The sequence below is a fragment of the Thalassospira sp. genome, from assembly GCF_048059015.1.
Taxonomy (GTDB): domain Bacteria; phylum Pseudomonadota; class Alphaproteobacteria; order Rhodospirillales; family Thalassospiraceae; genus Thalassospira.
On the sequence record NZ_JBLLNT010000004.1, the window covers coordinates 77,501 to 100,613 of the forward strand.

Sequence of the window (23,113 nt, forward strand, 5' to 3'; positions counted from 1 at the left end):
CATGCCAAGGGACTGATTGCCAAAGGCCAGGTCCGCCCGTTTGAAAGCGTGATTGGATCGGGCTTTGAGGGATCAGTTGAAGATGTCACGACCTGCGGCCCCCACCCGGCCATCATCGCATCGGTCAAGGGTCAGGCACATTATAGTGGCACGGCCAGCTTCTGGTATGAGGAAGGCGACGAAGTCGGGCGCGGCTTTATTGTTGGCTAAGCCGGTTTAGCTAAGATCAAACAAAAAAGGGATGCCACTTGCATCCCTTTATATCTGTTAGCTGACACGCACTTTCTATTCGCGCGCTTTGCGCAGGCAATCCATCAGGCTATCGGCAGAGCTTTGGATGTGATCGGCCAAAAGTTCGACTGCTTCTTCGGTATTGCCAGCTTTGCAGGCTTCGAAAATCTGATGATGTTCGCGTTCAGCACGATCGGTGGCACCCGAAAGGGCCAACTGCGCCTGCGTGAAACGCACGGTGTTATTGCCAATCATGCGAATGATTTCGAGCGTCTTGGGACGGTTCGATGCGCGATAAAGCCGATCATGGAATTCGCGATTAAGCTCGCCCCATTTCGACACATCGCCAGACCGGAACGCTTCGTCATAGACCTTGAGGATATCTTCGACCGATTTAAGGTCAGCGGGTGTCAAGCGCGGCACCGCATGACGGAGAAGCTCGCATTCAAGAAGTTTGCGGACTTCAAACAGTTCTTCGATTTCATCCAGGGACAGCTGGGAGACAATCGCGCCCTTATGGGGCTGGAAGGACACCAGTCCTTCGGCGTCCAAGCGCTGCAAAGCTTCGCGGACCGGAATGCGCGAGACATTATATTCACCAGCGATTGCGTCCTGTCGCAATTGGAAGCCTGCGGGAAAGTCGCCTGACAGGATCCGGGCCCGAAGGTCTTCGGTCACCTGATCGGTGATGGTGCGGCGGGTAAATCGCGGTGATGCGGTCATTTCAGCTCTTTTATTGTGGCCCCCGATACATGGCATTCGGGTGAACCGGATTTCAGATTGTATGCCGGTGAAACCGTTATCTTCTCTTATTCATAAACGTGCATCTGCCAACTCGCAATACAATTGCATACTGTATAATTTGTGATCCGGTGGCGATATACGACAAAGGGGGCATAAAGCCCCCTTTCGCAAAATTCAACAGTGAACCGGGACCAAAACCCGGTTTATTTGACGATGAAGCCATGCGCATAGGGATCACGATCATCGATAAAGATCGTGTTATAGCCATGCTTGCGCGCCCAGCCTTCAATCCCCGGTACCACCGCATCAAACTCGCCGACCTTGGTTTTCTCGACCACGGTGACGCGGAATTGCGATCCGATGATGCTTTCATGGACTAGTTCATCGGCCGGGTCCCACTGACCTTTGGCAACCAGTTGCGCCAGACGTGCCGACGATCCAGTCCCACATGGGGAGCGATCAATACCCTTATCGCCATAGAACACGGCATTGCGGTGCGTGCTATCAGACTGGGTCGGTTTACCAGTCCACTGGATATGTGACAGGCCCTTGATATCGGGATGAAGCGGATGGACGAAGTCATTTTCCGCGTTCAGACGACGGCGCAGTTCCGGACTGATGCGTTGCAAATCACCGACGGTGAAATCGGCCATGTCGCGATAGTTTTCCTGCGGTTCGACAATCGCATAGAAATTACCGCCATAAGCAACATCGACCTTGATCGGGCCAAGATCCGGGCAATCGACCTCGATATCGGTTTTGTAAAGGAACGACGGCACATTGGTGAGCTTGACCGATTTAACGTAATCGCCGACCTGATGATATTCGGCAATCACAAGACCAGCTGGCGTTTCCAGACGCAGGCGCCCGGGCGTCTTGGGTTTTACCAGACCTTCTTCGATTGCCATGGTAACGGTGCCGATCGTGCCGTGACCGCACATCGGCAGGCAGCCCGATGTTTCAATGAACAGAACTGCAACATCAAAATCATCAGAAGTCGGATCATACAGGATAGATCCCGACATGATGTCATGGCCGCGCGGCTCAAACATCAGGCCGGTTCGGATCCAGTCATATTCGCGAAGGAAATGCGCACGCTTTTCAAGCATGTTGGCACCTTCAAGCTTGGGACCGCCGCCTGCAACCAGACGCACCGGGTTTCCACAAGTATGACCGTCTACACAAAAGAAGCTGTTTTTCGCCATGGATGGGGCCTTAGAAGCGATTGATACGATAGGGCGTCATATTGATCGGTGTTTCCGATCCGGTGACGAGATCGGAAATCAGACGACCAGTGGTCGCAGCCATAGTCAAACCAAGGTGACCGTGACCAAAGGCAAAGAAGACATTCTGATGCACCGGGCTTTTGGAAATGACCGGCTTTGAATTGGGCATAGAGGGACGGAAGCCCATCCATTCCGTGCCGCCTTCGGATTTCAGTTTGGGCAGGACTTCGCGCCCCTTGGCAAACAGAGCCTTGGCGCGTTTGTAATTCGGAGCTGCGGTCAGACCGCCAAGCTCGACCGCCCCACCGACGCGAATGCCCATTTCAAGCGGGGTCAGAACAAAGCTGTCATCCGCGCAGATCACCATGCGCGACAGCTTGGCATCATGATAGGGAACGGTGGTGTTATAGCCGCGTTCAGTATCGAGAAGCGCATTGGAGCCGAGCCGCTTGGCCAGCGTTTTTGACCAGGCACCACAGGCAACAACCACCTGATCAAAGGTGATCTGATCGCCAGATGTGGTCATTGCAGCCCGCGGTTTTCCATCGCGATAGACAAAGTCAGTGACCTCGGCGGTTTGGAATTTCCCACCGCGATCCAGGAAGCATTTATAGATGCCCATGACGATCTTATAGGGATCCATCACCCTGCCCCAATCTTCTTCCATCACGCCACAGGAAAATATATCGGCCAGATCGGGTTCGAGATCGCGGACTTCATCACGGGTCAGATCGCGAAGCGACACACCATTTCGGCGGCGCAGATCGATATTATAATCGTCGTCACGCCGAGATGCTTCAGAGCGGTAAACCGCCATAGCACCTTCTTTTTTCGAAACTGCATCACCAAGGCCCGCCGTTGCAATCACGTGATCATAATCATCCCACGCACGGTTCAGAATGGCGGCCAGTTCGGTTGCGATTTGCTCAACCCGGCTTTTGGAGCTAGCCGCGACAAAGCGCAGCAACCAGGGCAGCATTTTGGGCAGATAGCCCCACCGCACAGAAAGCGGACCAAGCGGATCCATCAGCCAGCCCGGCACATTCATCAAAGTGCCCGGCATGGCGATCGGGGCACATTCGGTTACCGCAAGCCCGCCAGCATTGCCAAAGGATGCGCCCATGCCCGGTTCGCCGCGATCAAGGATGGTGACATCATATCCCTTGTCCTGAAGGGCGAGTGCGACATTCACCCCGACAATCCCGGCACCGATAACGACGGCCTTTTGGGCGTTCGATGGGGTTGGGTCGGGTTTCGTGGTCGTTTGGGGCATTTGGGGCCTCGCCTGATGGGGTGTGCTTTTATCGGTTCTTGCGAACTGCTTGTCAGATGGCAGCAAACTCCCCTGCCATATACAGGGGAGCTCACTGTTCCATCAAATACACTGCCATTGCAATCATGGTTTAAGGGAGGGACCCATAATTGCAGGACACTCCGGGCCTAGAGCGACGGGCGGGTATCGATGGCTTTTTGAATGGTCGCCTTGATGGTTTCAAGTTCTTCACCAACAAGCGCCAGACGCGGCGCACGAACGTGCGGCTTACCAACGCCGGTCATTTCCTGGGCCAGCTTGATGTACTGGACCAGTTTGGCGTGGACATCCATGTGCAGGACCGGGGTGAACCAGCGATAAATCTCAAGCGCTTCTTTGTATTTGCCTTCAGACAGAAGCTTCCAAAGCGCAACGGATTCTTTCGGGAAGGCATCGGTGAAACCGGAAATCCAGCCAACGGCACCCAGAACCTGCGTCTCCATGACAAGGTCATCCATGCCACAGAACAGAACGAAGCGGTCGCCACAGGCATTGTAGATGTCAGTAATACGGCGGGGATCGCCCGAGCTTTCCTTGATCGCGACCAGGTTATCAACATCGGCCAGCTGATTGAATTCTTCAGGCTTGATGTCGATGCGATAGGCACCCGGGTTGTTGTAGATCATGATCGGAAGCTTGGTTGCAGCGGCAACGGTGCGGAAATGTTCGATATTCTCGCGCGGATCGGCAGTGTAAACCATGCCCGGCAGAAGCATAAGACCATCAGCGCCCAGCTTTTCACATTCCTGAACATAGCGGATTGCCGAACGGGTCGAGCTTTCAGCAACACCGGATAGAACCGGGATGCGGCCCTTGGTGACTTCGACAGCAAGTTTGAGGACGGCGATCTTTTCTTCCGGATCAAGGGCGGTGTTTTCACCAACCGAGCCCAGCATGACCAGACCGTCAACACCGGCTTCGATCAGAGCTTCGATCTGTTCAGCGGTCATATCGAAATCAATAGAACCATCTTCGTTCATCTGGGTTGCAACGGCGGGGAAGACGCCAGTCCAGTTTACCTGCATGGGAAAGTTACCTCCTGATAAAGTGGGCGATTTGCCGCACTCTTAGCTGTTCAAAGTCCCTTCCGGGTGAAGGGCTCTATGCAATTCATGTATATTGTATACAAAATAAAGAATGCCATTGCAATGGGGTTTTTCGACAAAAAGAAAGGGACCCGAAAACAGGTCCCTTAATCATGCATTCTCAAGAGGTTGACGGAGGCGTGCTACCTCGCCCCTGCCCCGATCGGAACGTGATTGGGGGACCTTTTGGCCGGTTCCGCGCCGATAACATCAAGGGTTTTGGCAATAATGACCGAATCACACAGCTCGCGCTCGACCAATGAACGGGCCGCCTTGCCGTAGGCAGTGCGCCTTGCGTCATCTTCCATCAGTGTTTCAATCGCATCGGCAAGGGCTGCACCATCACGTAGCGGCACCAGAAGACCGTTTTCATTGGGAATGACAATTTCCCGGCATCCCGGAACATCGGTTGCCACCATGGCAAGACCGGATGCGGCGGCCTCCAGCAATGCCTTGGGCAATCCTTCGCGCCAGGATGGCAGGACAGCCAGATCAGATTCCGAGAGAAGCTTGGCAACATCGGATCGCTTGCCAAGCCATTCCACCAATCCTTCATCCTGCCAAATCCGAAGATCAGCTTCAGACGCGCTATCGGGATTGGCCGGATCGGCATCGCCTACCAGAATAATGCGATAGGTGCGACCACGTGACTTCAAAAGGCGCGCTGCTTCGATCAGCTCAGCCAAGCCCTTTGACCATAGCATGCGGGCAACGAAGATGGCGGATTTGGGCTCTGACATGGCTTTTTCTTTTGGCGAGAAGGCCGAGATATCAACACCCGATCCACGGATCAGCGCAAGGCGATGTTCCTTAAACCCAAGCTTGGTCATCAGAGCATGATCATCGTGATTTTGCACGATCACATTGACCGACGGGCAACGGGCATAAAACCGCAAGATTAATGAGACGATGCTCCGCACCAGTTTGACCTTGGTCCCCCCTGAAACAAACAGGAAGCCAAGCCCGGTCACCATATTGACCGAACGTTTCGCGCCAACCAGAAGACCGGCAAAGGCCGACAGGACAACACACTGGATCGCGACATTGACGATCACATCGGGATTTTCGCGACGGATCAAACAGCCAAGTGCCTTGACGGTCTTAAGCGACTTGATCGGGCTCAAGCCCCCACGCGCGATTGGTACGTCGACAACGCGGAAACCTTCATTGCGCAGCCCCTCGGTTGCAGCCCCGACATTGCAGGCAACAACAACCTCATCGCCACGCACCAATGCCGCACGGCCCAGCCCGATACGGTGAGAAACAAACGACCAATCTTCGGCGCAAACGATCAGGAGTTTGCGGCGTTTGGATTTTGCCTCTGCCCCGTCAAGCAGTTGCTCGCGACGAAGGAATGCAAGGGTCAGCGCCAGCATAAAGACGCCGAACCACCATGACGTCCAGAAGGAATAGTTAAACAGCCCCGCAAACCAATAGGCTGCCAACATCATCAAAGGAAGGGCACAAGCACGCATCCCTTTGCCAAGAACGTCCTTGATGGCAGTGAACGCACAAACAATCACCAGCGGAACGACGGTAACAAGCCCCAACAATCCGGCTTCAAGCCAGATTTCCATGAACCAGCTATGCGGGTGTCCAGGCAGTACAGATTGCGTCGAACTACCCGCAAGATCATTGGCACCAGGCACCCAGGGAGCTGCATTAATGCCATAACCGATTAGTGGATGATCGAACACGTGGCTATACACGAACTGCCAGATCATTTGACGGTGCACATCAATCAACCACATCGGAAGATATGGTTCAAACCCGCGCAGATCAGCCATATTACCGGTCACGCCGCTCAACCAGTTAAGCGCGATCACCACGGCTGCGAAGATGCCAGCCAAAATACCGATCTGAAGCAAACGCGAGCGGATCATCAATATCCCGCAGAAGCCGACGGCACATGAAGCTGCCAGCATTGCAGCGACGTTCGCGCGGCCATGAGATTCTTCGAGAATGGGAAGAATTGCGATGGCCGCCGCCAACGAGATAAATCGCTTAAAATCCTTGCGATCAATGGCGTCAAACACAAGCATCATCGCGCCAAAGATCAAGAAGCTGCCAACCGGCTTGAGACGGCGCGTGATATCAAAGTGGAAATCCGGCTCCATCAACGCCTTGAGCGACAGTATTTCCGGATGGATGATGATCGCCAGCATGCAATATGCGACAAGCGCCCAAGTCGCATAAATGCAGGCATCCCAGGCCAGTCGCGCATGTGGCGCGATCAGCCGCATCAGATACCAAATCCCGGCCATCATCGCGAACCGTCCGCTCCAGGTCCCAAGTGACTTGGATGGCACAACAGAGCTTGCCGCAGAAATCAGAAACACAGTCAACGCAGCCACAACCAGCAAACCAATCGGACTTGCGATATCCGCCCGCATTCGGCGCCACGCTTCACCGTGATTTCCGGCAAACAACGCTGCGATCAGTGACAGCCCCAACCCAATCCCTAATGCAGTTCGCCCAAAGAAAAACAGCGGGGCGGAAATGCCAAACAGGATGGCGGCAAGGGTCAGCACATTATCGCGCCAGTGCCGCGTCGGGACAGCTTGTTGCATGATCATGGTTCCAAATTGAAGTCTGCCGTCTTGCTAACCGTGTGCGGGACTGGCGTCAATCATCATCAACATTACCCCGTCGACCAAACGCGGCAATTTATGATTTACTGATATCCATATTATTCAACCCATTATGGATGTTGGCGGATCATGACGGAGATGAAGGCCCTGCTCAGATTTCCAGGCAATCGCAAAATCGCCCTTGCCAATTGCCCGATCCCCACCCCCGACCGCCAAGCCATTCTGGTCCGCACCCGATATTCCCTGATCAGTCCCGGCACTGAGTTCACCCAAGCGAAGCAAGCCACAGCATCCCTTCTGCAAAAGGTGTGGCAGCGCCCGGACCTTGTTGCATTGACGCTCAAAAGCCTGCGATCAGACGGCGCGCGCGCAACCTCTGCCCGGGTAAGCAACCGACTGGGGCAGCCATTGCCGATGGGCTATTGCGCGGTTGGAATTGTTGAGGCCACGGGCGAAACGGCCGGGGACTTTGTGGCAGGTCAGCGCGTTGCAATCGCCGGAATGGGACAGGCCAATCATGCGGAATGGAACACTGTATCACGCAATCTTGCCTGCCCTGTTCCCGACGGTGTGACGGATAGGCAGGCTGCCTTCACGACATTGTATGCACTGGCCCTGCACGCCGTGCGGCAAGGTGGCACCGCGATTGGAGATCGGGTTGCGATTGTTGGTGCGGGGTTGGTTGGTCAGTTGGTTGCGGAAATCGCGAGGATATCTGGTGCAATCGTCACGGTTATTGAGCCAGATGATTTTCGGCGAGAAGCGGCAACGGGCAATGGAGCCCATGCTGGTTTTGCGACAACTGCAGAAGTTTCAGCCAATTCGTTTGACGCCGTCTATCTATGTGCCGCGGCCAAGGGTGATCATGACCTGATCAATGATGCGGCCAAACTCTGCCGGGATCGGGCGACCATTATCTGCGTTGGAGATGTCGCGATCAGGGCTGAGCGCCCGGCGCTGTTTGAGAAGGAGCTGACACTTAAACAAGTCCGGTCATACGGGCCCGGTCGCTATGATCCGAATTATGAGGAACTCGGGCAGGACTACCCGATTGGGTATGTGCGCTGGTCGATCAAGCGCAACATGGAAGCAGCCCTTGCGCTGATGGCCGATGGCAGGCTTGATCCGAGCCCCTTGATTACTTCTGAAATAGCCTTTGCCGCTATTGCCGATTACTTTGCCAAGGGTTCTGCCCCCGAGGAGTTGGCGACGCTTGTGCGCTATTCAACCGCGTCAGACATTGGTTCGGATGACCTCGGCAAGTCAGAACAGATGGCTTCGCGACCGGAAGCCGATGTTCGGATAGGGCTGATCGGTGCCGGGAATTACTTGGGTGGAAGCTTGCTGCCGATATTGCGCAAATGCACCAATAGCCAAGTTATTGCATGCTGTTCGAGTGACGGGATTTCGGCGATGGCAGTTGCACGTAAGGTGGGCCGTGCTAATGCCGTTTCATCGGCGCAGGACATTCTTGATGATAACGGCATTAACACGGTTCTCATCACCACGCGCCATGACAGTCACGCTGACCTTGCCGCATCAGCATTGGATGCAGGCAAGCATGTGTGGCTGGAAAAACCGATTGCAATTGATCATGCGGGGCTGGAGCAGTTGAGGACCTGCATGAGTGGCGGTTCAGCTTTCATGATTGGGCATAATCGGCGCTATGCGGATATGAGCAATATGCTGCGCACTGCCCTACCTGATGGGCCAAAGCATTTTCGCTATCGCGTGCGGTTTTCGGCGTTGCCCGACAAACACTGGCTAAACCACAGCCATCAGGGCGGTCGCGCGATTGGCGAAGTCAGCCATTTTATTGATCTGATCTTAAGCCTATGTGGGGCGGATTTGGTCGAACTGACCTGCACATGGATCAACCGCCTCCGTGGCGACAGCATCTGGCGGATGCGGTTTGCAGATTGCTCTGTGGGTGAGGTCAGTTATCAGTTGACCAAACGCCGTGAACCCAAGGAAGTTCTGGAAGTTGATGCGCCGGGCTTTGATGCGAAGCTGAAAGATTGGCGGAAGCTTGAGATCAATGGCAAGACGGTTCAACGCCTGTGGTTCGGACAAGACAAGGGGCAAGCCAACGCGCTGGATGCCTTTATCACGAGCATCCGTTCGGGCACACGCCATCCCCTGATGCCCGGACTTGCGGCCGAGATTGATCTTATGACCAGCATCCTTGATGCCGCAAATCAAAAACCCGGCTATTGCGCCCCGGCATAAAGGACGAGTAACGGCAGGGTCAGCATACTGATGATCGTGGTGATCAGGATCGTGGTCGAAGACCGATCGATGCAGACGTTATAACTGCCGGCAATGATCGCGACGTTGGCCCCGGACGGCAGTGCTGCGACAAGCGTCACAATCGTCAACCAAAGCGGCGGCAGATCGAAAATGAAATGCCCGATCGAAAAGACCAGGATCGGCTGCACAAACATTTTGGCCACCGTGCAGAGCAAACTTGCACTCAGATTACCACGTACTGACTGGCCATAAAGCCCCGCCCCCACCAGAAGAAGGGCGATGGTCGGCCCGGCAGTTCTAAACCGCTCTAACGTACCATCAACCATTTCGGGCATTCGGACCTCAAACAGGGACGCCAGCACACCCAGCACAATCGCAACGATGATTGGATTTCTGGCAACACGTGCGACACTGCGCAACACCTTGGGCAACCAATGGCCATCTCCACCACGGCTGCCTTCGACGATCATGATCGTCATGCCAAGCAGGCTGAGCGGATGGATCGAAAGCACGATCAAAAGGGGCACAAGTCCCTCCTCGCCATAAACCGCCTGCACAAGAGGGATGCCCAGAAGCACGATGTTGGAAAATACCCCGCCCATGGCGGTCACGGCGGCTTCGTCGGTTTTGGCGCGCAGCCACATGCGGGCAATGACAAACACCAATGCGAAATTCAGCAGCACACCGGAGTAATAGCTGCCCCACAGGCGCAAATCGAAATGTGCACTGATGTCGGATTGCGAAAGGGTCTGGAACAACATCGCCGGGATGAAGGCATTCATGGCAAGCTTGGCCAGGAACGGGATGCCTTCGCGCTTGATGATCTTGATATAGGTCAGCAGGAAACCACACAGGATCGTCAAAAAGACAGGTCCAACTTTTCCGACGATCAGATCAAGCATGCATCCCCCGGCAAATCATCTGCAGCGAAACTTGCACCAAGCGGGCCCCAAACCCGAATTATCGTGCAAAAATAAAGGACAGCACGAAACGTACTGTCCTAAAATACTACAAATCTATTTCGCGACTTACCAGTCCCGCGACCGAAATCACGGGCAAGGCTGCCATGCGTTTACGCGTTTGGATCGGTCTGAACCCGGCGTACCGCATCTTTCCAACCGGCCAGAAGGCCCGCGCGACGGCCCGGCTCGATCTTGGCATTGAAGCTGGCATCCAGGTGCCAATTCTCGGCAATATGATCGAGATCGCGGTAAATACCGGCCTGAAGCCCGGCAAGATAGGCCGCACCAAGGGCGGTCGTTTCGGTCACTTCCGGACGTTCAACCGAAATGCCCAGAACGTCTGAAAGCATCTGACACATCCAGTCATTGGCAACCATCCCGCCATCCACACGAACGGCCTTGGGCGATACGCCATCAGCTGCCATGGCTTCGAACAGATCAAAGGTCTGATAACAAACACTTTCAAGGGCAGCGCGGACGAACTCGCGCGGACCGGTATCGCGGGTCAGGCCAAAGATCGCCCCACGGGCATCCGGGTCCCAGTAAGGCGCGCCAAGCCCGGTAAAGGCCGGCACCAGATAAACACCATGATTGTCATCAAGGGACTTTGCCAGTCCTTCGGTTTCAGCCGCCGACTTGATGATGCCAAGACCATCACGCAGCCACTGAACAGCCGCACCAGCAACAAAGATCGCACCTTCGATGGCGTAGCTTGTTTTGCCATTCAGGCGATAGCCAACCGTGGTCAGAAGACGATGCTGGGACGTTACAGCCTCGTCACCGGTATTAAGGATCACAAAGCAACCTGTGCCATAGGTGCTTTTGATATCACCCGGCTCAAAACAGCACTGACCAAAGGCCGCGGCCTGCTGATCACCTGCCATGCCCAGAACCGGAATTTCAGCACCAAACAAATCTGCATCGGTGACACCGAAATCAGCAGCACAATCTTTGACTTCCGGCAGCATGTTGCGCGGCACGCGGAAGATTTTGCACAGCTCATCATCCCAGGCATTGTCACGAATATTGAACAGGTTGGTACGGGCCGCGTTGGTCGCATCGGTTGCGTGCGACTTGCCACCTGTCAGGCGCCATAAAAGGAAACTGTCAACCGTGCCAAAGGCCAGATCACCCTGTTCGGCACGTGCACGTGCGCCAGAAACATGATCAAGGATCCAGGCAACCTTGGTGGCCGAGAAATACGGATCAATCAAAAGGCCGGACTTGGCATTGACCGCTTCTTCAAGCTTCGCGTCACCCTTTTTCAGGTCATGACACAGCGAAGCGGTACGGCGGTCCTGCCAGACAATCGCGTTATAGATCGCCTTGCCGGTCTTGCGATCCCAGACAACCGTGGTTTCACGCTGGTTGGTGATGCCGATTGCGGCAACCTTTTTGATGTCCACACGGCCAAGGGCCTCTTTGCAGACGGCAACAACAGTGCTCCACAAATCTTCCGGGTCATGTTCGACCCAGCCACTATTGGGGAAATGTTGCGGGAATTCCTGTTGTGCGACGGAAACGGATCGACCGTTTTCATCAAAAACAATCGCACGTGAGCTTGTCGTTCCCTGATCAATGGCAAGGATATAGCGCGTATCGGTCATGTCTGTTTTCCTCCCGAGCCGGCAGTTTCCCTGCCGTACGACCCTGCATGAAGTCATGCGTTGCGGCCTGTCTTTGTGACATCGCCGCTGGTTTTATTGCTCTATTTAGAAAAAAATCGCACCAAAAAACAATTCGTTTTCGAAAATTTTTCGCTGATTTTGTTCCAAAGCACTGTTTCACAAGCAATTTCTACCGGAAAAATCGCGCGGCATAAACTGCCCCTTTTATAGCGGCATATGAATTGCAACGAAAACAACAGATTGAAGTTTAAACCGGCATCTTTTTCCCATGGAGGGCTCTTATGGGATTGTATGACACATTGCTTGGCGTGACCAACACCGCCTATAGCGCCAAGGGCGCGGCCTCGATGGGGCAAACGATCGCATCAAACAGTCAACCGCTTCCCGAAAAGGAAAAGGAAGAAAATGCCGAGCTGGCCTATATCCGCGAGCATGGCTTTACTACCTATGTAAAGGAAATCGAAGAACGCAAAATCGAAGAAATGCGTGCCAAGATTTTGCTGAGCATGGGGCTCGATGAAGAAAAACTTGCCGCGATGGATGCCGATGATCGCCAGGCGATCGAAAAGGCGATTGCCGAAGCAATCGAACAGCGCCTGAATGGCAATACACTTGCCAATGCGGAACTGGGCAAATCCAAGGACGGCGAAGAAACCGCTTCTGAACGTCGCGATCGCATGAGCGCGCAATTGGCCTTTAACCCGCGCATGTTTGATGTCTTCACCGAACTGCAGTCCGAACTGCCAAGCGGCTCGTCACAATCGATCACGGGCAAACAGGACGAAGAGGACCAGACCGCTGGTGCACGCAAGAAAGACATCTTTGCTGCCTGACGCAATTGAATTTGCTCGATATCCGCCAAACAAAAAGGGCGCTGCCATCTGCAGCGCCCTTTGTCGTTCTTAGGAGTTGGTGCGACTTATTCGTCAACACCGCCCATGCAGACATATTTGACTTCGAGGTAATCCTCGACACCGTATTTCGATCCTTCGCGGCCAACACCGGACTGCTTCACACCGCCAAACGGTGCCACCTCGGTCGAGATGATGCCGGTATTAACACCAACAATCCCGCTTTCAAGGCCTTCGGCCAGTTTCCAGATGCGGTTGATGTCGCGTGAATAGAAATAAGACGCCAAGCCAAACTCGGAATCATTGGCCATTTCGAGCACTTCATCATCGGTCTTGAACCGGATCAGCGGCGCCATCGGGCCAAAGGTTTCTTCGCGGAACACGATCATTTCACGGGTTGCATCGGCAATGACGGTCGGCTCAAAGAACGAACCACCCATTGCGTGACGCTTACCGCCCGTAAGAATGCGACCGCCCTTGGCAACGGCATCGGCAATCTGGCTTTCAACCTTTTCAACGGCCTTCTCCGTGATCAGCGGACCAATCACAACACCTTCATCCGCACCGTTGCCCACCGCCATTTTCGAAACCTTGGCCGCGTATTTTTCGGCAAATTCGTCATAGACCGCGTCATGAACAAACAGTCGGTTTGCACACACACAGGTCTGACCGGCATTGCGGTATTTCGATGCAATCGCACCGTCAACAGCCGCATCGATATCGGCATCTTCGCACACGATGAACGGTGCGTTGCCACCAAGTTCAAGACTGAGCTTCTTAACCGTGTCAGAGCACTGACGCATCAAAAGACGGCCAATCGCGGTCGAACCGGTAAAGGTCAGTTTGCGAACCTTGGCGTTCTGGGTCATTTCCGCACCGATTTCCGGTGCATCCCCCGTCACGATCGACAGAAGACCTTTGGGAAGACCGGCACGTTCGGCAAGGATTGCCATGGCAAAGGCGGAATACGGCGTTTCCATCGCCGGCTTGACCACCATAGCACAGCCCACAGCCAAGGCAGGCGCTGCTTTGCGGGTGATCATGGCAGTCGGGAAGTTCCACGGCGTGATCGCGGCACAAACGCCAATTGGTTCTTTAAGAACCATCACACGGCGGCCTTCGGCAAAGGTCGGGATCACATCACCATAGATGCGCTTGCCTTCTTCGGCGAACCATTGCAGGAACGATGATCCATAGGCGATCTCACCCTTGGCTTCGGCAAGCGGCTTGCCCTGTTCGGCAGTCATAAGCGCTGCTAGGTCGTCCTGATTTTCCATCATCAGGTCGTACCATTTCATCAGGATGACGGAGCGTTCCTTGGCGGTGCGCTTTTTCCAAAGTTTCTGCGCCTTCTCGGCGACATCAATGGCATGGGCAACCGCATCACGACCCAACACCGGAACAGTGCCAAGCACCTCGCCGGTTGCCGGGTTGGTTACTTCGGCTGTTTTCCCGTCTGGGGCATCAACCCATTCCCCGCCGACATAGGCCTGCTGGGTGAATAAAGACGGGTCTTTAAGCGAAATCATATTGGTGCCTCCGGAATTCTTTATTGGGAGCGACATGATGGGATATCCCACATCTAGTCTGCTCCGTGGTGGATGCCACATCTTCGCGAGATATTTCTTGCTTGGCAATCGCAAACAGGGGCGATCGCCCGCTTTGCTAGAAGATTGCACCGCGTGTCCGGAAGGCTGTTCTTTTTGGCAGAAACTGCGAGCTTAAACAAAGGGCGGGAACAACAATCGTCATTCCCGCCCAAAGTATCCTTTGGCTGCGGTCAAGCCGCATGGCCGCCTGTTTAGTTCGAAAGCGAACCGAAATAGCCCGGCTGATAATCAATCGGCAGGAACCGGTCATGAAGCTGTTTGAAGGTTTCATCCGGATCAAGATCGGCAAACAGGTCGGGATGGAACCATTTGGCCATCTGCTGAATGGCGACGAACTGATACGGGCTGTTATAGAACTGATGCCAGACAGCGTGGAACGCCTTGGCCTTTTGCGCATCAATGCCAAGATAAGCCGGGCGGGTCGGATAAAATGCCAGCTTCTCATCAATCAGCTTTTCATCGGCCCCTGGCCCGACCGGAACCCATTTACCACCGGGAACATAGGCATCCCACATCGCACTGGTGACGATGATGTGTGCCGGGTCGGAAACGATCACCTGTTCGGCATTGATCTGCCCAAACGTGCCGGGGATCAGGTCCTTGGCGATGTTATCGCCACCGGCCAGCTCAACCATCGCACCGAAATTGCTGTTGCCAAAGGAATGGCAGCAATCCTCATAGAACCCGGCCGCGCGGTCGATGAAAACCTTTGGACGTTCGGGTTTCACATTGGCCAGACGGTCAGTGATTTTGGCGATCTCGGCCGCGCGAAAGGCAATCAGTTCCTCTGCACGTTCTTCTTTGCCAAACAGTTTGCCAAACAGACGAATGGAAGGTTCGGTATTCACTTCCGGGCTGTTACGGAAATCGACATAGATCACCGGGATATCAAGCGCACCAAGCTTTTCGATATAAGCCGCTTCTTCGACCGCACGTTTGGTTTCCAGATTAAGGAAAACGATATCAGGTTTCTGCGCGATTGTGGTTTCAATATCAATCAGGCTTTGCTCCAACCCTTCGAAGGCGGGGATATCACCAAAGGCCGGGAATTTCGCAAGATAGGCCTGATAGGTGGCGGGATCGGCTTCGATCAGATCCTTGCGCCAACCGACAATACGCTCAGCCGGGTTTTCGCGATCAAGGGCCGCGATGATGTAAAGCTGACGCCCTTCGCCAAGGACTGCGCGTTTGATCGGCACATCGACCGCAACCTCGCGCCCGGCAATGTCGGTGACCGTAATGGTTTCGGCCTGTGCGGATGTCTGGACAAAAATGCCCAGCATCATCATGGCCAATAGGTGAAACAGTTTTCTCATTCTCAATTTACTCCCCTGGTAGTTCGGCCGGGCGTGCCTTTTGGAAGACACCAACACGCGTTGCCGCGGTCAGCACCAAACCAACGAGATAGACAAATCCGACCAGAAAATAGATGTTTGAAAGTCCGGCGACCTGGGCGAACCAGCCGCCAAGTGCAATTCCGGCAATCGATGAAAGCTGCGCTGTGCTTTGCGCCAGTCCCAGCAAATGCCCCTGCTGATGATCAGGTGCACTGCGCGAAACAAGGGTGGTCAAAACCGGCGTCGTTGCGCCTAAAAGCATCCCCCACAGGAAATACATCGCGGCAAACACAATGACCGATCCGGTCAAACCGGCGGTGAAGGTGACAACAACGCATCCGGCAATCACCAGACACATGCCACTTAGAACCTCACGCGCGGGGCGTCCTTCGAAATAGCGCGCCCAAAGGGAGGCGGTTGCGACAAACCCCATGGCAAGCAGGCCATAACAAAGCCCGACCACCCAATTGCCGACATCAAAGGTGTTGAGCACATAGATCGGGAATGGCGATTGCGTCACCATCCGGCCCAACAACAAGACACCAATGATGGTCAGAAGCGAGATGACCTGCGGTGATCGCAGAATGCTTGGGCCCGGTTTTTGGGCACCTGCCCCGGCATCGCCTGGCTTGGCGATGGGTGCCGACACATACGGCAGCATTGCCCAAACCGACACCATGCAAAGCGCGCACAGAATGGCCGCCGAAAAGTTGATCCAAAAGAAGCTCGCCAGATCAAGAATCACACCACCAATCAGCGCCCCGCCAAGCGATCCGACATTGGTTGAAACCTGCAAATAGGCAAACAGCTTCGCGCGGTGTGTGGGGTTTTCGATGCTGACCCCATAGGCCTGTGCAGGCGCGATATAACCCGCGCATGCCCCTTGCAGAAACCGCAAGATCAGGATCGAGATAACATCACCGGCATAGGCCAGTGCCAGTTGGGTTGCCGCCAAACCAAACAGGGCGCGGATCATCATCGACTTATGCCCAAAGCGATCGCCCATCCGCCCCCAGAAGGTGCTGGTCAACATAATGCCCAGCATCGGCCCGACATAGACGCCGACACTGGCAAATGTGAACAGATCGTCCGAACTGGTCATGGAACGCAGATGAACGGGCCAGAACGGCCCGCTCATTTCCATGGCACCCATCGACACCAGCTGAATGACAAACAGCAGATGGATTTTCCATCGTACCGGCATCGTGTCCCGAAAGTGCAAGACCATTATGAATTGGCCTCACCGCGCATCGGGTTGGGCAATTGGTGCTGCACTCGGTAATCGGCGTATTTCTGTAAATGCATGCGAAGAACCGATCTGGTTGACCACCCGGCTTCAAGGAAGGTTTCGCGTTCTTCCTGCCAGAATGCGTCATCCCCGACCCGCGCTTTGCTTTGATCAAATACGCGTTCGGTTTCTTCGCGCATGACCTGCCACAGGCGATCGTCATCCAGCCCATAATGGGATGTCAGTGACATCGCCACTTCGTGCAAGTGACAGACATAGCAGGCATCAATCACAAAGGATCGAACCGGTTCGATATCATCGTCAAACACGGTCGGCAGGATGCCCTTGTAGTAATAGGATTTCAGCTCCAACCCTTGGGCATTGAGCAACGGGGCGAAGGTCCGCCCATCGCCAAAATCGCGGATCAACATACGAACCGGATTGCCGTCATCGTCAAAAAGGATGGATGTGTTCTGCTGATGGGCTTCAAGGGCGATGCCATAAAGCATGTAAATCTGCAGAACCGGCTTTAGAACTGTTTGCACGTAACGCCTAAAGAAGCCACTGACATCAAGTGTCCCATCCGCCGCACAGGCCTGATCGACCATTTCGGCGATTAGCGGGCGGTTGCCATCCGGGGTCTTCGTCAAAAGGGCTGCGACTGTGACTGGCAGCAATCCATCACGGCGATCCAGCAACGCATTGGTGGACCGGAAAATGACCGACAGCAATTTGCCCTCGGCATCATCCTGACGCGTCGCATGTTTGTAATGGATGCCGATATCCTCGGTGAAGAATTCCAGCAGATTGTCGAAACCGTTTTCACGCGCAAGGATCTGGCTGATCACGGTGCTCGACCGTGGCCCCATATGGATCGATTTCGCCTGAAGGCTGCGCAATTCGCTGGTCAGCCAGATCGCGACCGGCAGTTTGATGAAAGGATCAATCGCCGCATCAACCGGCAGCATGGTTCGAAATGACATGCTGGGCCGTGTTGGAATGTCCGGCCCATCGACAATCAGGATGTCATCCGAAATCAGATCGGCAAAATGGGTTTTGACGTGGTGTTCCAGATGCCAGCTATGAATTGGCAGCGGCAGATAATCCTCGACCGACAATCCCTTGGCCTCCAACGCACCTCGCCACTGTCCATAGACATCGCCCAGCTTATGGGCAATCCATGCATGAACGTCGGTGACACCCGCCATCAGTTCAACATGGGCCATGTCACTGCGAATGGCGGCAAGACGCACCGGAACTTCTGCGGCAAATTCCGGCGAAAGGTCGCGAACCTCTTCAGATGAAAGGTTTGGTTTGGTTTTCCAGGTCGGATAAAACGGATGACCTTCAAGCGATCCCCATTGATCCAGCAGGATGGCGGCAGTGCGCGGGTCCTTGGTTTTCCGCCAAAGCGCGATCAGACCATCGACACCGGCATCTGCCATTTCCGAGCGCAGCGCCGCATTCCAGCCGGCCCGATGCTGACGCGCCAATGCGTCATTTTCGATACTGTTTTGAATATCGCCCTTAAGCTTTTCAGCCCCTGCATCAGCCGGATCGAAATCAAATTCCGGTAAAAGCGCATCAATCAAATCGGCAACATCTGTAATCACACGCCAATCGCCATCGACGCCTTCGATCCTGACATAACCTGCATTGACAAAGGTGTTGGCAGGAGCTTGGCGAAGGGCTTCAAACCAGATTGTTTCACCATTCGAAAGCGCCAAAAGGGCCGAGCGGTCCGTGCTTGAACATTCAAGTCGTTCCGGATCAATGATGTTTTCGGCAAAGACGCAGCGAATGATGCGCGTGATCGCGTTGCGCTGAGCCACACCCAGTGCATCACCCATCGTGAAGTTCGATGCGTTTGTCGTGTGCAGTGCCTTAATTGGAAGTTCCTTGTTCATAGCTTGTGTCCTTCCGTCGGCCAGCTGTGTGGGAAGTAGTCGAGTGAAGATTTGGCAAGCCCGCCCATATAGGTGACGCACCAGCCAAAAATTTCTTCGATATGGGGAAGTGGCACCGAAAGCCGCCTGCCCATTTCAACAAGAAGGGCGAGGCCAAAGGCGACGTCTTCTTCGAATGCGCGGCTTTTCGGATCCATGATCAGATTTTCTGATGACGGAGTATCGGGGATCAGTGGAGCAAGAATGCCTGCATAAGCCTGATTGCTGCGCAGAACCGAAAGCATCGTGTGGCTGTCCGTGATTTGATCGCCATAGGCATCAACGATCTCATCCTTAAGTGGACGGACCGAAGATAGATCGACCGAAAGTTCCCGTTCGATCACCTTGCAAAGCTGCTGACTTTCGCCGTCACAGCGTTCAAGGAAATAGGCCCCGATTTCCGGGCATTCCGACCACCAGCAAATCGGTTTGCCAAATTGCCGGTTATGCCATTGGCCAAACGGCCCGATCAGCCCGTAAATCACCGAGCTATGCATGATCGGATTGCCCGGCGTCAGCGTGATTTCAAGGAAGCTTTCGAGCATCTCGACCGGGGCGTCATAAAGCCGGTTTAAATGTGCCAGCAACTGATCACGGCTGAGATCATCTTCGCGATCATGGGTGGCGACATGGAGCGTTGCCTTCGGCCCCCCCATACGGATGGATCGACCCGGATCAAGTTCGAACGCGGTATGGGGCACATCCTTCATGCCCCAGATCACGACATTGGGAAGCTCCCCCAATATCTGTTCCGCCAACCAGTCAAAGCCACAAAAGCCCGGAATTGCACCGACAAAAACGGGCTTATCCACGGCGACATAAGGCGCAATTTGCTCCAGCAACGACATTCTGGCGTGGGCCGGAAGCGTCACGATGATCACGTCCGCATCGGGAATGACATCCGCCGCGTCCGTGCTGACGCGATCTAAGCGCGCGGTGATCTGCCTGTTGCCCGGCAAGTGCGCGACAACAGGTTCACCCGCCTCATGTGCGGTCAACACATCGGAGTTGGCAGTCAGAAGATTGACCGTCACGCCGGGCAATTGTTTGAACAGGACAGCATTCAAATGCCCTGTTCGGCCACCACCACAGATCGTCACCGTAAGCGGGGGTTGGGGTTTGCCTTGCATCGTCATTGCTCATACCCCGGCGTGCTTGTGGCAAAGGTTTCTGCCATCGGCATGGTGGGCATAAACCCACCCAGAACCGAAAGCGGCACCGAACAACACGCCACCCAATCTGATGGGATGTGATGGCGGGTTGTTTTGGGCGGATAAAGCAATCCGCTTTGTGCCCGCCTGCGGATTTCATCGGGGGTGACGACGATATCCGGGCGGCGGCTTTCGACCTGAATGGTGTGATAATCCGCCAGGATGCAGGGCACGTAAGTAAGCCCCGCCTGACGCGCGACGGACAGGCGATGATGCCCGTCCATCACGATCAGATCTTTCCATTCCACGACGATTGGCGTCGTCCATGTCCCCGCCGCCATGATCTGTCCCCGGACATGATCCGCGTTTGAGGGAACGTGTTCCTCGTGGCGGCGCAGACGGTCGGTTTCAATCAGGACAATTGGCAGATGTGTCTTTGAGACGGCCGTCATGCCACGTCTCCGACCGGGACAAATTGGGTATTGGCATAGGGTCGATGGATCGGCATCCAGCGCGCCATTTGCTGACCAATTGCCGGATCAAGCAAGTTCCGCTCGGCCAGCCATGCTTCGTTGAAAACAGTGTGAAGGTACTTTTCCCCACCATCGGCAATGGTGCAAACGACCGTGCCTGAAAGCGTACCTGCATGGATAAGTTCAAGCGCCTTATAGATTGCGCCACCGGTCGAACCACCAACCAGAAGGCCAGTGTTTTGTGCCAGAAAACGGGCAGCTTCAAATGCCTCGGCGTCACCGACCTGGGTTCCGATATCAATCACGCTGAAATCAAGAACCTTGCCGATTTCATCACCCTTGGGGGTTCCGGTCCCTGATTGATAATAAGGATGACCCGGCTGACCAAAGACGATGGATCCTTTTGGTTCCACACCCACGGTCGTGATGTTTGGATTGTAATGCTTAAGCCCGGTGGCAATCCCGGTCAGCGAACCGCCGGTCCCCGTGCAGCCGCAAAACGCATCGACCTTGCCATTGGTTTGTTCAAGAAGTTCGTCGACAAACCCGCGATAGCCTTCCGGGTTGGCCGGGTTATCGGACTGGTTCATGAAAATCGCACCGGGGATGCTGCTGCCAAGTTCAGCGGCCAGTCGTTGGCGTTCAACTACGGCAACTTCGTCCTCGGCGTAATCGCCTTCAACGAAACGAAGCTCCGTCCCCATTGCCTTCATAACAGCGAGCTTGTCCGGGGCTGCGTGATGGTCAACCACGGCGATGAAGCGAAAACCAAGTTCGGCTGCAACAATTGCCAAACCAATGCCGGTATTGCCCGAAGAGGATTCAACAATGGTCCCACCCGCAGAAAGCCTGCCATCGCGGATGGCCGCCATGACCATGCTGCGCGCCATGCGGTCTTTCATGCTGCCGCCGGGATTGTTCTTTTCGATTTTAAGCAACAGCCGCGCATTCGGGGCTGATACCGGAACCTCCATAAGCGGTGTATTTCCAATCAGATTGCTTACCTTCGTCTCTATCATCGGGATGCTCCCTTGTGATCGTCCGGTTGAACTGTCGCCAGATCGGCGCTGATGGAAACGCGGCGCGGCATTGGCACCCTATGGAATTCATTTTCCAGAAGGTCCATCTGATAGCCGGCCGTGTTGGCGTAAACGAGCAAGTCGCCCGCTAACGGTTGGAATGGGAATGGCAGAAGGCGGTTGGTGATAACGTCTTCTTCAAGACAGCTATGGCCCGCGATATAAGCGCGCACCGGACCACCCTGCTCGCGGGTTGAATTGGCCGCTGGCACCAAGATCGGATCAATCAGAAATTCCGATGCGAACCAGGTTTCACACGCGCTAAAGCTGCTACCTTCGACAAACAAAACAAAGCTGCCATCAGGCTGGCGTTTGGTGCGCGCAATTCGGAAGACCGTAATTGCCGATTGATCAACAAGGCTCCTGCCCGGCTCAAGCGCCAGTGTGATGCCCTCGTCATTCAGATATTGCGCAACCGACTTGCCGCTTGGCCCGGTTGCCGACAGGAACTGATCCAGCCAATCATCGGCTTCATTCGGTCCGCCATAGGGGTAATAGGACCCCGGCACCTTGCCATTGCGATAATGGCTCGACTTTTGGGCATCAATGAAGTCGGCATAGGTATCCGCATCAAGATAACGGATCGGCAGACCACCGCCGATATCGACCATCTCGACACAAAGCCCATATTCACGAGCAACCATGATCCAGTCGGAAAGCTCGATCAGGGCCTCTACACGGTTATCAGCCTGATATCCGCCAAGATGGAAATGGAGCCCTTCAAACGCCAAGCGATCAGTGTTTTGCGCAACGACCTGCAAGCACGCATGAAGCTGTTCATGAGGAATACCAAACCGGCTGTGCTTGTTGCTTGTAGGGCGGAACCGCAGGAGAATGCGGGTCTTGGTCCCGGATAATTCGTCAGTCAGAAGTGCGAGAAGGTCTTCAAGCTCCTCCGCTAAATCGATCGAGATCAGCGCATTCACCGCGATCAACTCACGATGAAACACATCGTCCTTTGCCGGGCCAGACGCGCAGATATCGCTACCTGCACAGCCTGCATCCAGTGCATCGCGAAGCTCAAAACGGCTTGAGACATCCACCCCAAGACCGCATTGAACGGCTTCGGCCACAAGTGAATGCGACTTATTCACTTTTGCGGCGTAAAAAATTTTCGATTTCACGGCATGCGCATCCAATACGCCTGCCAGCCTCGCATGATTGATGCCGATGGTATGGGGAAACACCGCATTCAGCGGTGATCCATATGCCCCGACCCAATCATGCAGCTTGCTCTGTTGTTCGGCCGTCAAGCTCCGAATGACCGGATCAAGGAGTGGCTCCAGGATCGGCAATCCGGTTTCCTGAACGAAACCCGGTTTGTGTAAAGATTGATGGTTCATTCGCTCCGTCCCATGACCCTTTGGGTTCTAAATGCCAATTGATTTGGCTTGGAACAGGTGGCCCCA

Annotated in this window: 18 protein-coding genes (1 of these 18 only partly in view); 3 read left to right on the top strand and 15 right to left on the bottom strand. The window is 54.6% G+C overall.

Translation table 11 applies throughout. The features are described 5' to 3' along the window. Positions 1-210, top strand: partial view of a proline racemase family protein gene (locus tag ACMZ66_RS06945; RefSeq protein ID WP_416935755.1) — the final stretch only. It extends 861 nt beyond the left edge of the window; only the last 210 of its 1,071 coding nucleotides appear in the window; the start codon falls outside the window, past its left edge; the stop codon is at positions 208-210. 75 nt (positions 211-285) lie between these two features. Here the strand turns inward: ACMZ66_RS06945 and ACMZ66_RS06950 are convergent, their stop codons facing one another. The 5 genes from ACMZ66_RS06950 to ACMZ66_RS06970 all read right to left on the bottom strand — a co-directional run bounded on the left by ACMZ66_RS06950 (position 286) and on the right by ACMZ66_RS06970 (position 7,168). Next, positions 286-954 carry a GntR family transcriptional regulator gene (locus tag ACMZ66_RS06950; RefSeq protein WP_416935757.1) on the bottom strand — a complete coding sequence of 223 codons (669 nt, stop codon included), beginning with the start codon at positions 952-954 and terminating at the stop codon, positions 286-288. A gap of 224 nt (positions 955-1,178) precedes the next feature. Beyond that, positions 1,179-2,180, bottom strand: coding sequence for a 4-hydroxyproline epimerase (locus ACMZ66_RS06955; protein ID WP_416935759.1), 1,002 nt, complete (start codon positions 2,178-2,180; stop codon positions 1,179-1,181). Between the two features lie 10 nt (positions 2,181-2,190). Continuing rightward, positions 2,191-3,474, bottom strand: a complete 1,284-nt coding sequence (locus ACMZ66_RS06960; protein ID WP_416935761.1) for an NAD(P)/FAD-dependent oxidoreductase — start codon at positions 3,472-3,474, stop codon at positions 2,191-2,193. A 167-nt stretch (positions 3,475-3,641) separates the two neighbouring features. Then, entirely contained in the window at positions 3,642-4,538 is an 897-nt protein-coding gene (locus tag ACMZ66_RS06965) for a dihydrodipicolinate synthase family protein (RefSeq protein WP_416935763.1), read from the bottom strand. Positions 4,539-4,741: 203 nt separating this feature from the next. After that, complete coding sequence (locus ACMZ66_RS06970; RefSeq protein WP_416935765.1) at positions 4,742-7,168, bottom strand: glycosyltransferase; 2,427 nt, start codon at positions 7,166-7,168, stop codon at positions 4,742-4,744. 150 nt (positions 7,169-7,318) lie between these two features. On the opposite strand from ACMZ66_RS06970, the gene ACMZ66_RS06975 reads away from it, so the two are divergent. Continuing rightward, on the top strand, positions 7,319-9,418 hold the full coding sequence (locus tag ACMZ66_RS06975) for a bi-domain-containing oxidoreductase (protein ID WP_416935767.1): 2,100 nt from the start codon (positions 7,319-7,321) through the stop codon (positions 9,416-9,418). Here ACMZ66_RS06975 and ACMZ66_RS06980 read toward each other — a convergent pair. Then, positions 9,400-10,341 (bottom strand): AEC family transporter, encoded by a 942-nt coding sequence (locus ACMZ66_RS06980; RefSeq protein ID WP_416935769.1) that lies wholly within the window; start codon positions 10,339-10,341, stop codon positions 9,400-9,402. The two genes, ACMZ66_RS06975 and ACMZ66_RS06980, sit on opposite strands and share 19 nt — an antisense overlap. Positions 10,342-10,511: 170 nt before the next feature. Next, on the bottom strand, positions 10,512-12,008 hold the full coding sequence (gene glpK, locus ACMZ66_RS06985; RefSeq protein WP_416935771.1) for a glycerol kinase GlpK: 1,497 nt from the start codon (positions 12,006-12,008) through the stop codon (positions 10,512-10,514). A 302-nt stretch (positions 12,009-12,310) separates the two neighbouring features. Here glpK and ACMZ66_RS06990 point away from each other — a divergent pair, with 302 nt between their 5' ends. After that, positions 12,311-12,862 (top strand): hypothetical protein, encoded by a 552-nt coding sequence (locus tag ACMZ66_RS06990; RefSeq protein WP_416935773.1) that lies wholly within the window; start codon positions 12,311-12,313, stop codon positions 12,860-12,862. 86 nt (positions 12,863-12,948) lie between these two features. Here the strand turns inward: ACMZ66_RS06990 and ACMZ66_RS06995 are convergent, their stop codons facing one another. The 8 genes from ACMZ66_RS06995 to ACMZ66_RS07030 all read right to left on the bottom strand — a co-directional run bounded on the left by ACMZ66_RS06995 (position 12,949) and on the right by ACMZ66_RS07030 (position 23,047). Continuing rightward, a complete protein-coding gene (locus ACMZ66_RS06995; protein ID WP_416936210.1) occupies positions 12,949-14,409 on the bottom strand; it encodes an NAD-dependent succinate-semialdehyde dehydrogenase in 1,461 nt (486 codons plus the stop codon). A 272-nt stretch (positions 14,410-14,681) separates the two neighbouring features. Next, a complete protein-coding gene (locus ACMZ66_RS07000; RefSeq protein WP_416935775.1) occupies positions 14,682-15,806 on the bottom strand; it encodes an ABC transporter substrate-binding protein in 1,125 nt (374 codons plus the stop codon). A gap of 7 nt (positions 15,807-15,813) precedes the next feature. Then, a complete protein-coding gene (locus ACMZ66_RS07005; protein ID WP_416935777.1) occupies positions 15,814-17,031 on the bottom strand; it encodes an MFS transporter in 1,218 nt (405 codons plus the stop codon). Positions 17,032-17,054: 23 nt separating this feature from the next. Then, positions 17,055-18,962, bottom strand: a complete 1,908-nt coding sequence (locus tag ACMZ66_RS07010) for an IucA/IucC family protein (RefSeq protein WP_416935779.1) — start codon at positions 18,960-18,962, stop codon at positions 17,055-17,057. Beyond that, positions 18,959-20,137, bottom strand: a complete 1,179-nt coding sequence (locus tag ACMZ66_RS07015; protein WP_416935781.1) for an NAD/NADP octopine/nopaline dehydrogenase family protein — start codon at positions 20,135-20,137, stop codon at positions 18,959-18,961. Before ACMZ66_RS07015 ends, ACMZ66_RS07010 begins: the two co-directional genes overlap by 4 nt. Continuing rightward, the gene (locus ACMZ66_RS07020) at positions 20,134-20,604 is read right to left on the bottom strand and encodes a hypothetical protein (RefSeq protein ID WP_416935783.1); all 471 of its coding nucleotides are present in this window, start codon (positions 20,602-20,604) and stop codon (positions 20,134-20,136) included. The genes ACMZ66_RS07015 and ACMZ66_RS07020 overlap by 4 nt, the downstream gene beginning before the upstream one ends. After that, complete coding sequence (locus ACMZ66_RS07025) at positions 20,601-21,644, bottom strand: PLP-dependent cysteine synthase family protein (RefSeq protein ID WP_416935785.1); 1,044 nt, start codon at positions 21,642-21,644, stop codon at positions 20,601-20,603. The genes ACMZ66_RS07020 and ACMZ66_RS07025 overlap by 4 nt, the downstream gene beginning before the upstream one ends. Then, on the bottom strand, positions 21,641-23,047 hold the full coding sequence (locus tag ACMZ66_RS07030; RefSeq protein ID WP_416935787.1) for a Y4yA family PLP-dependent enzyme: 1,407 nt from the start codon (positions 23,045-23,047) through the stop codon (positions 21,641-21,643). Before ACMZ66_RS07030 ends, ACMZ66_RS07025 begins: the two co-directional genes overlap by 4 nt. Positions 23,048-23,113 lie beyond the last annotated feature (66 nt).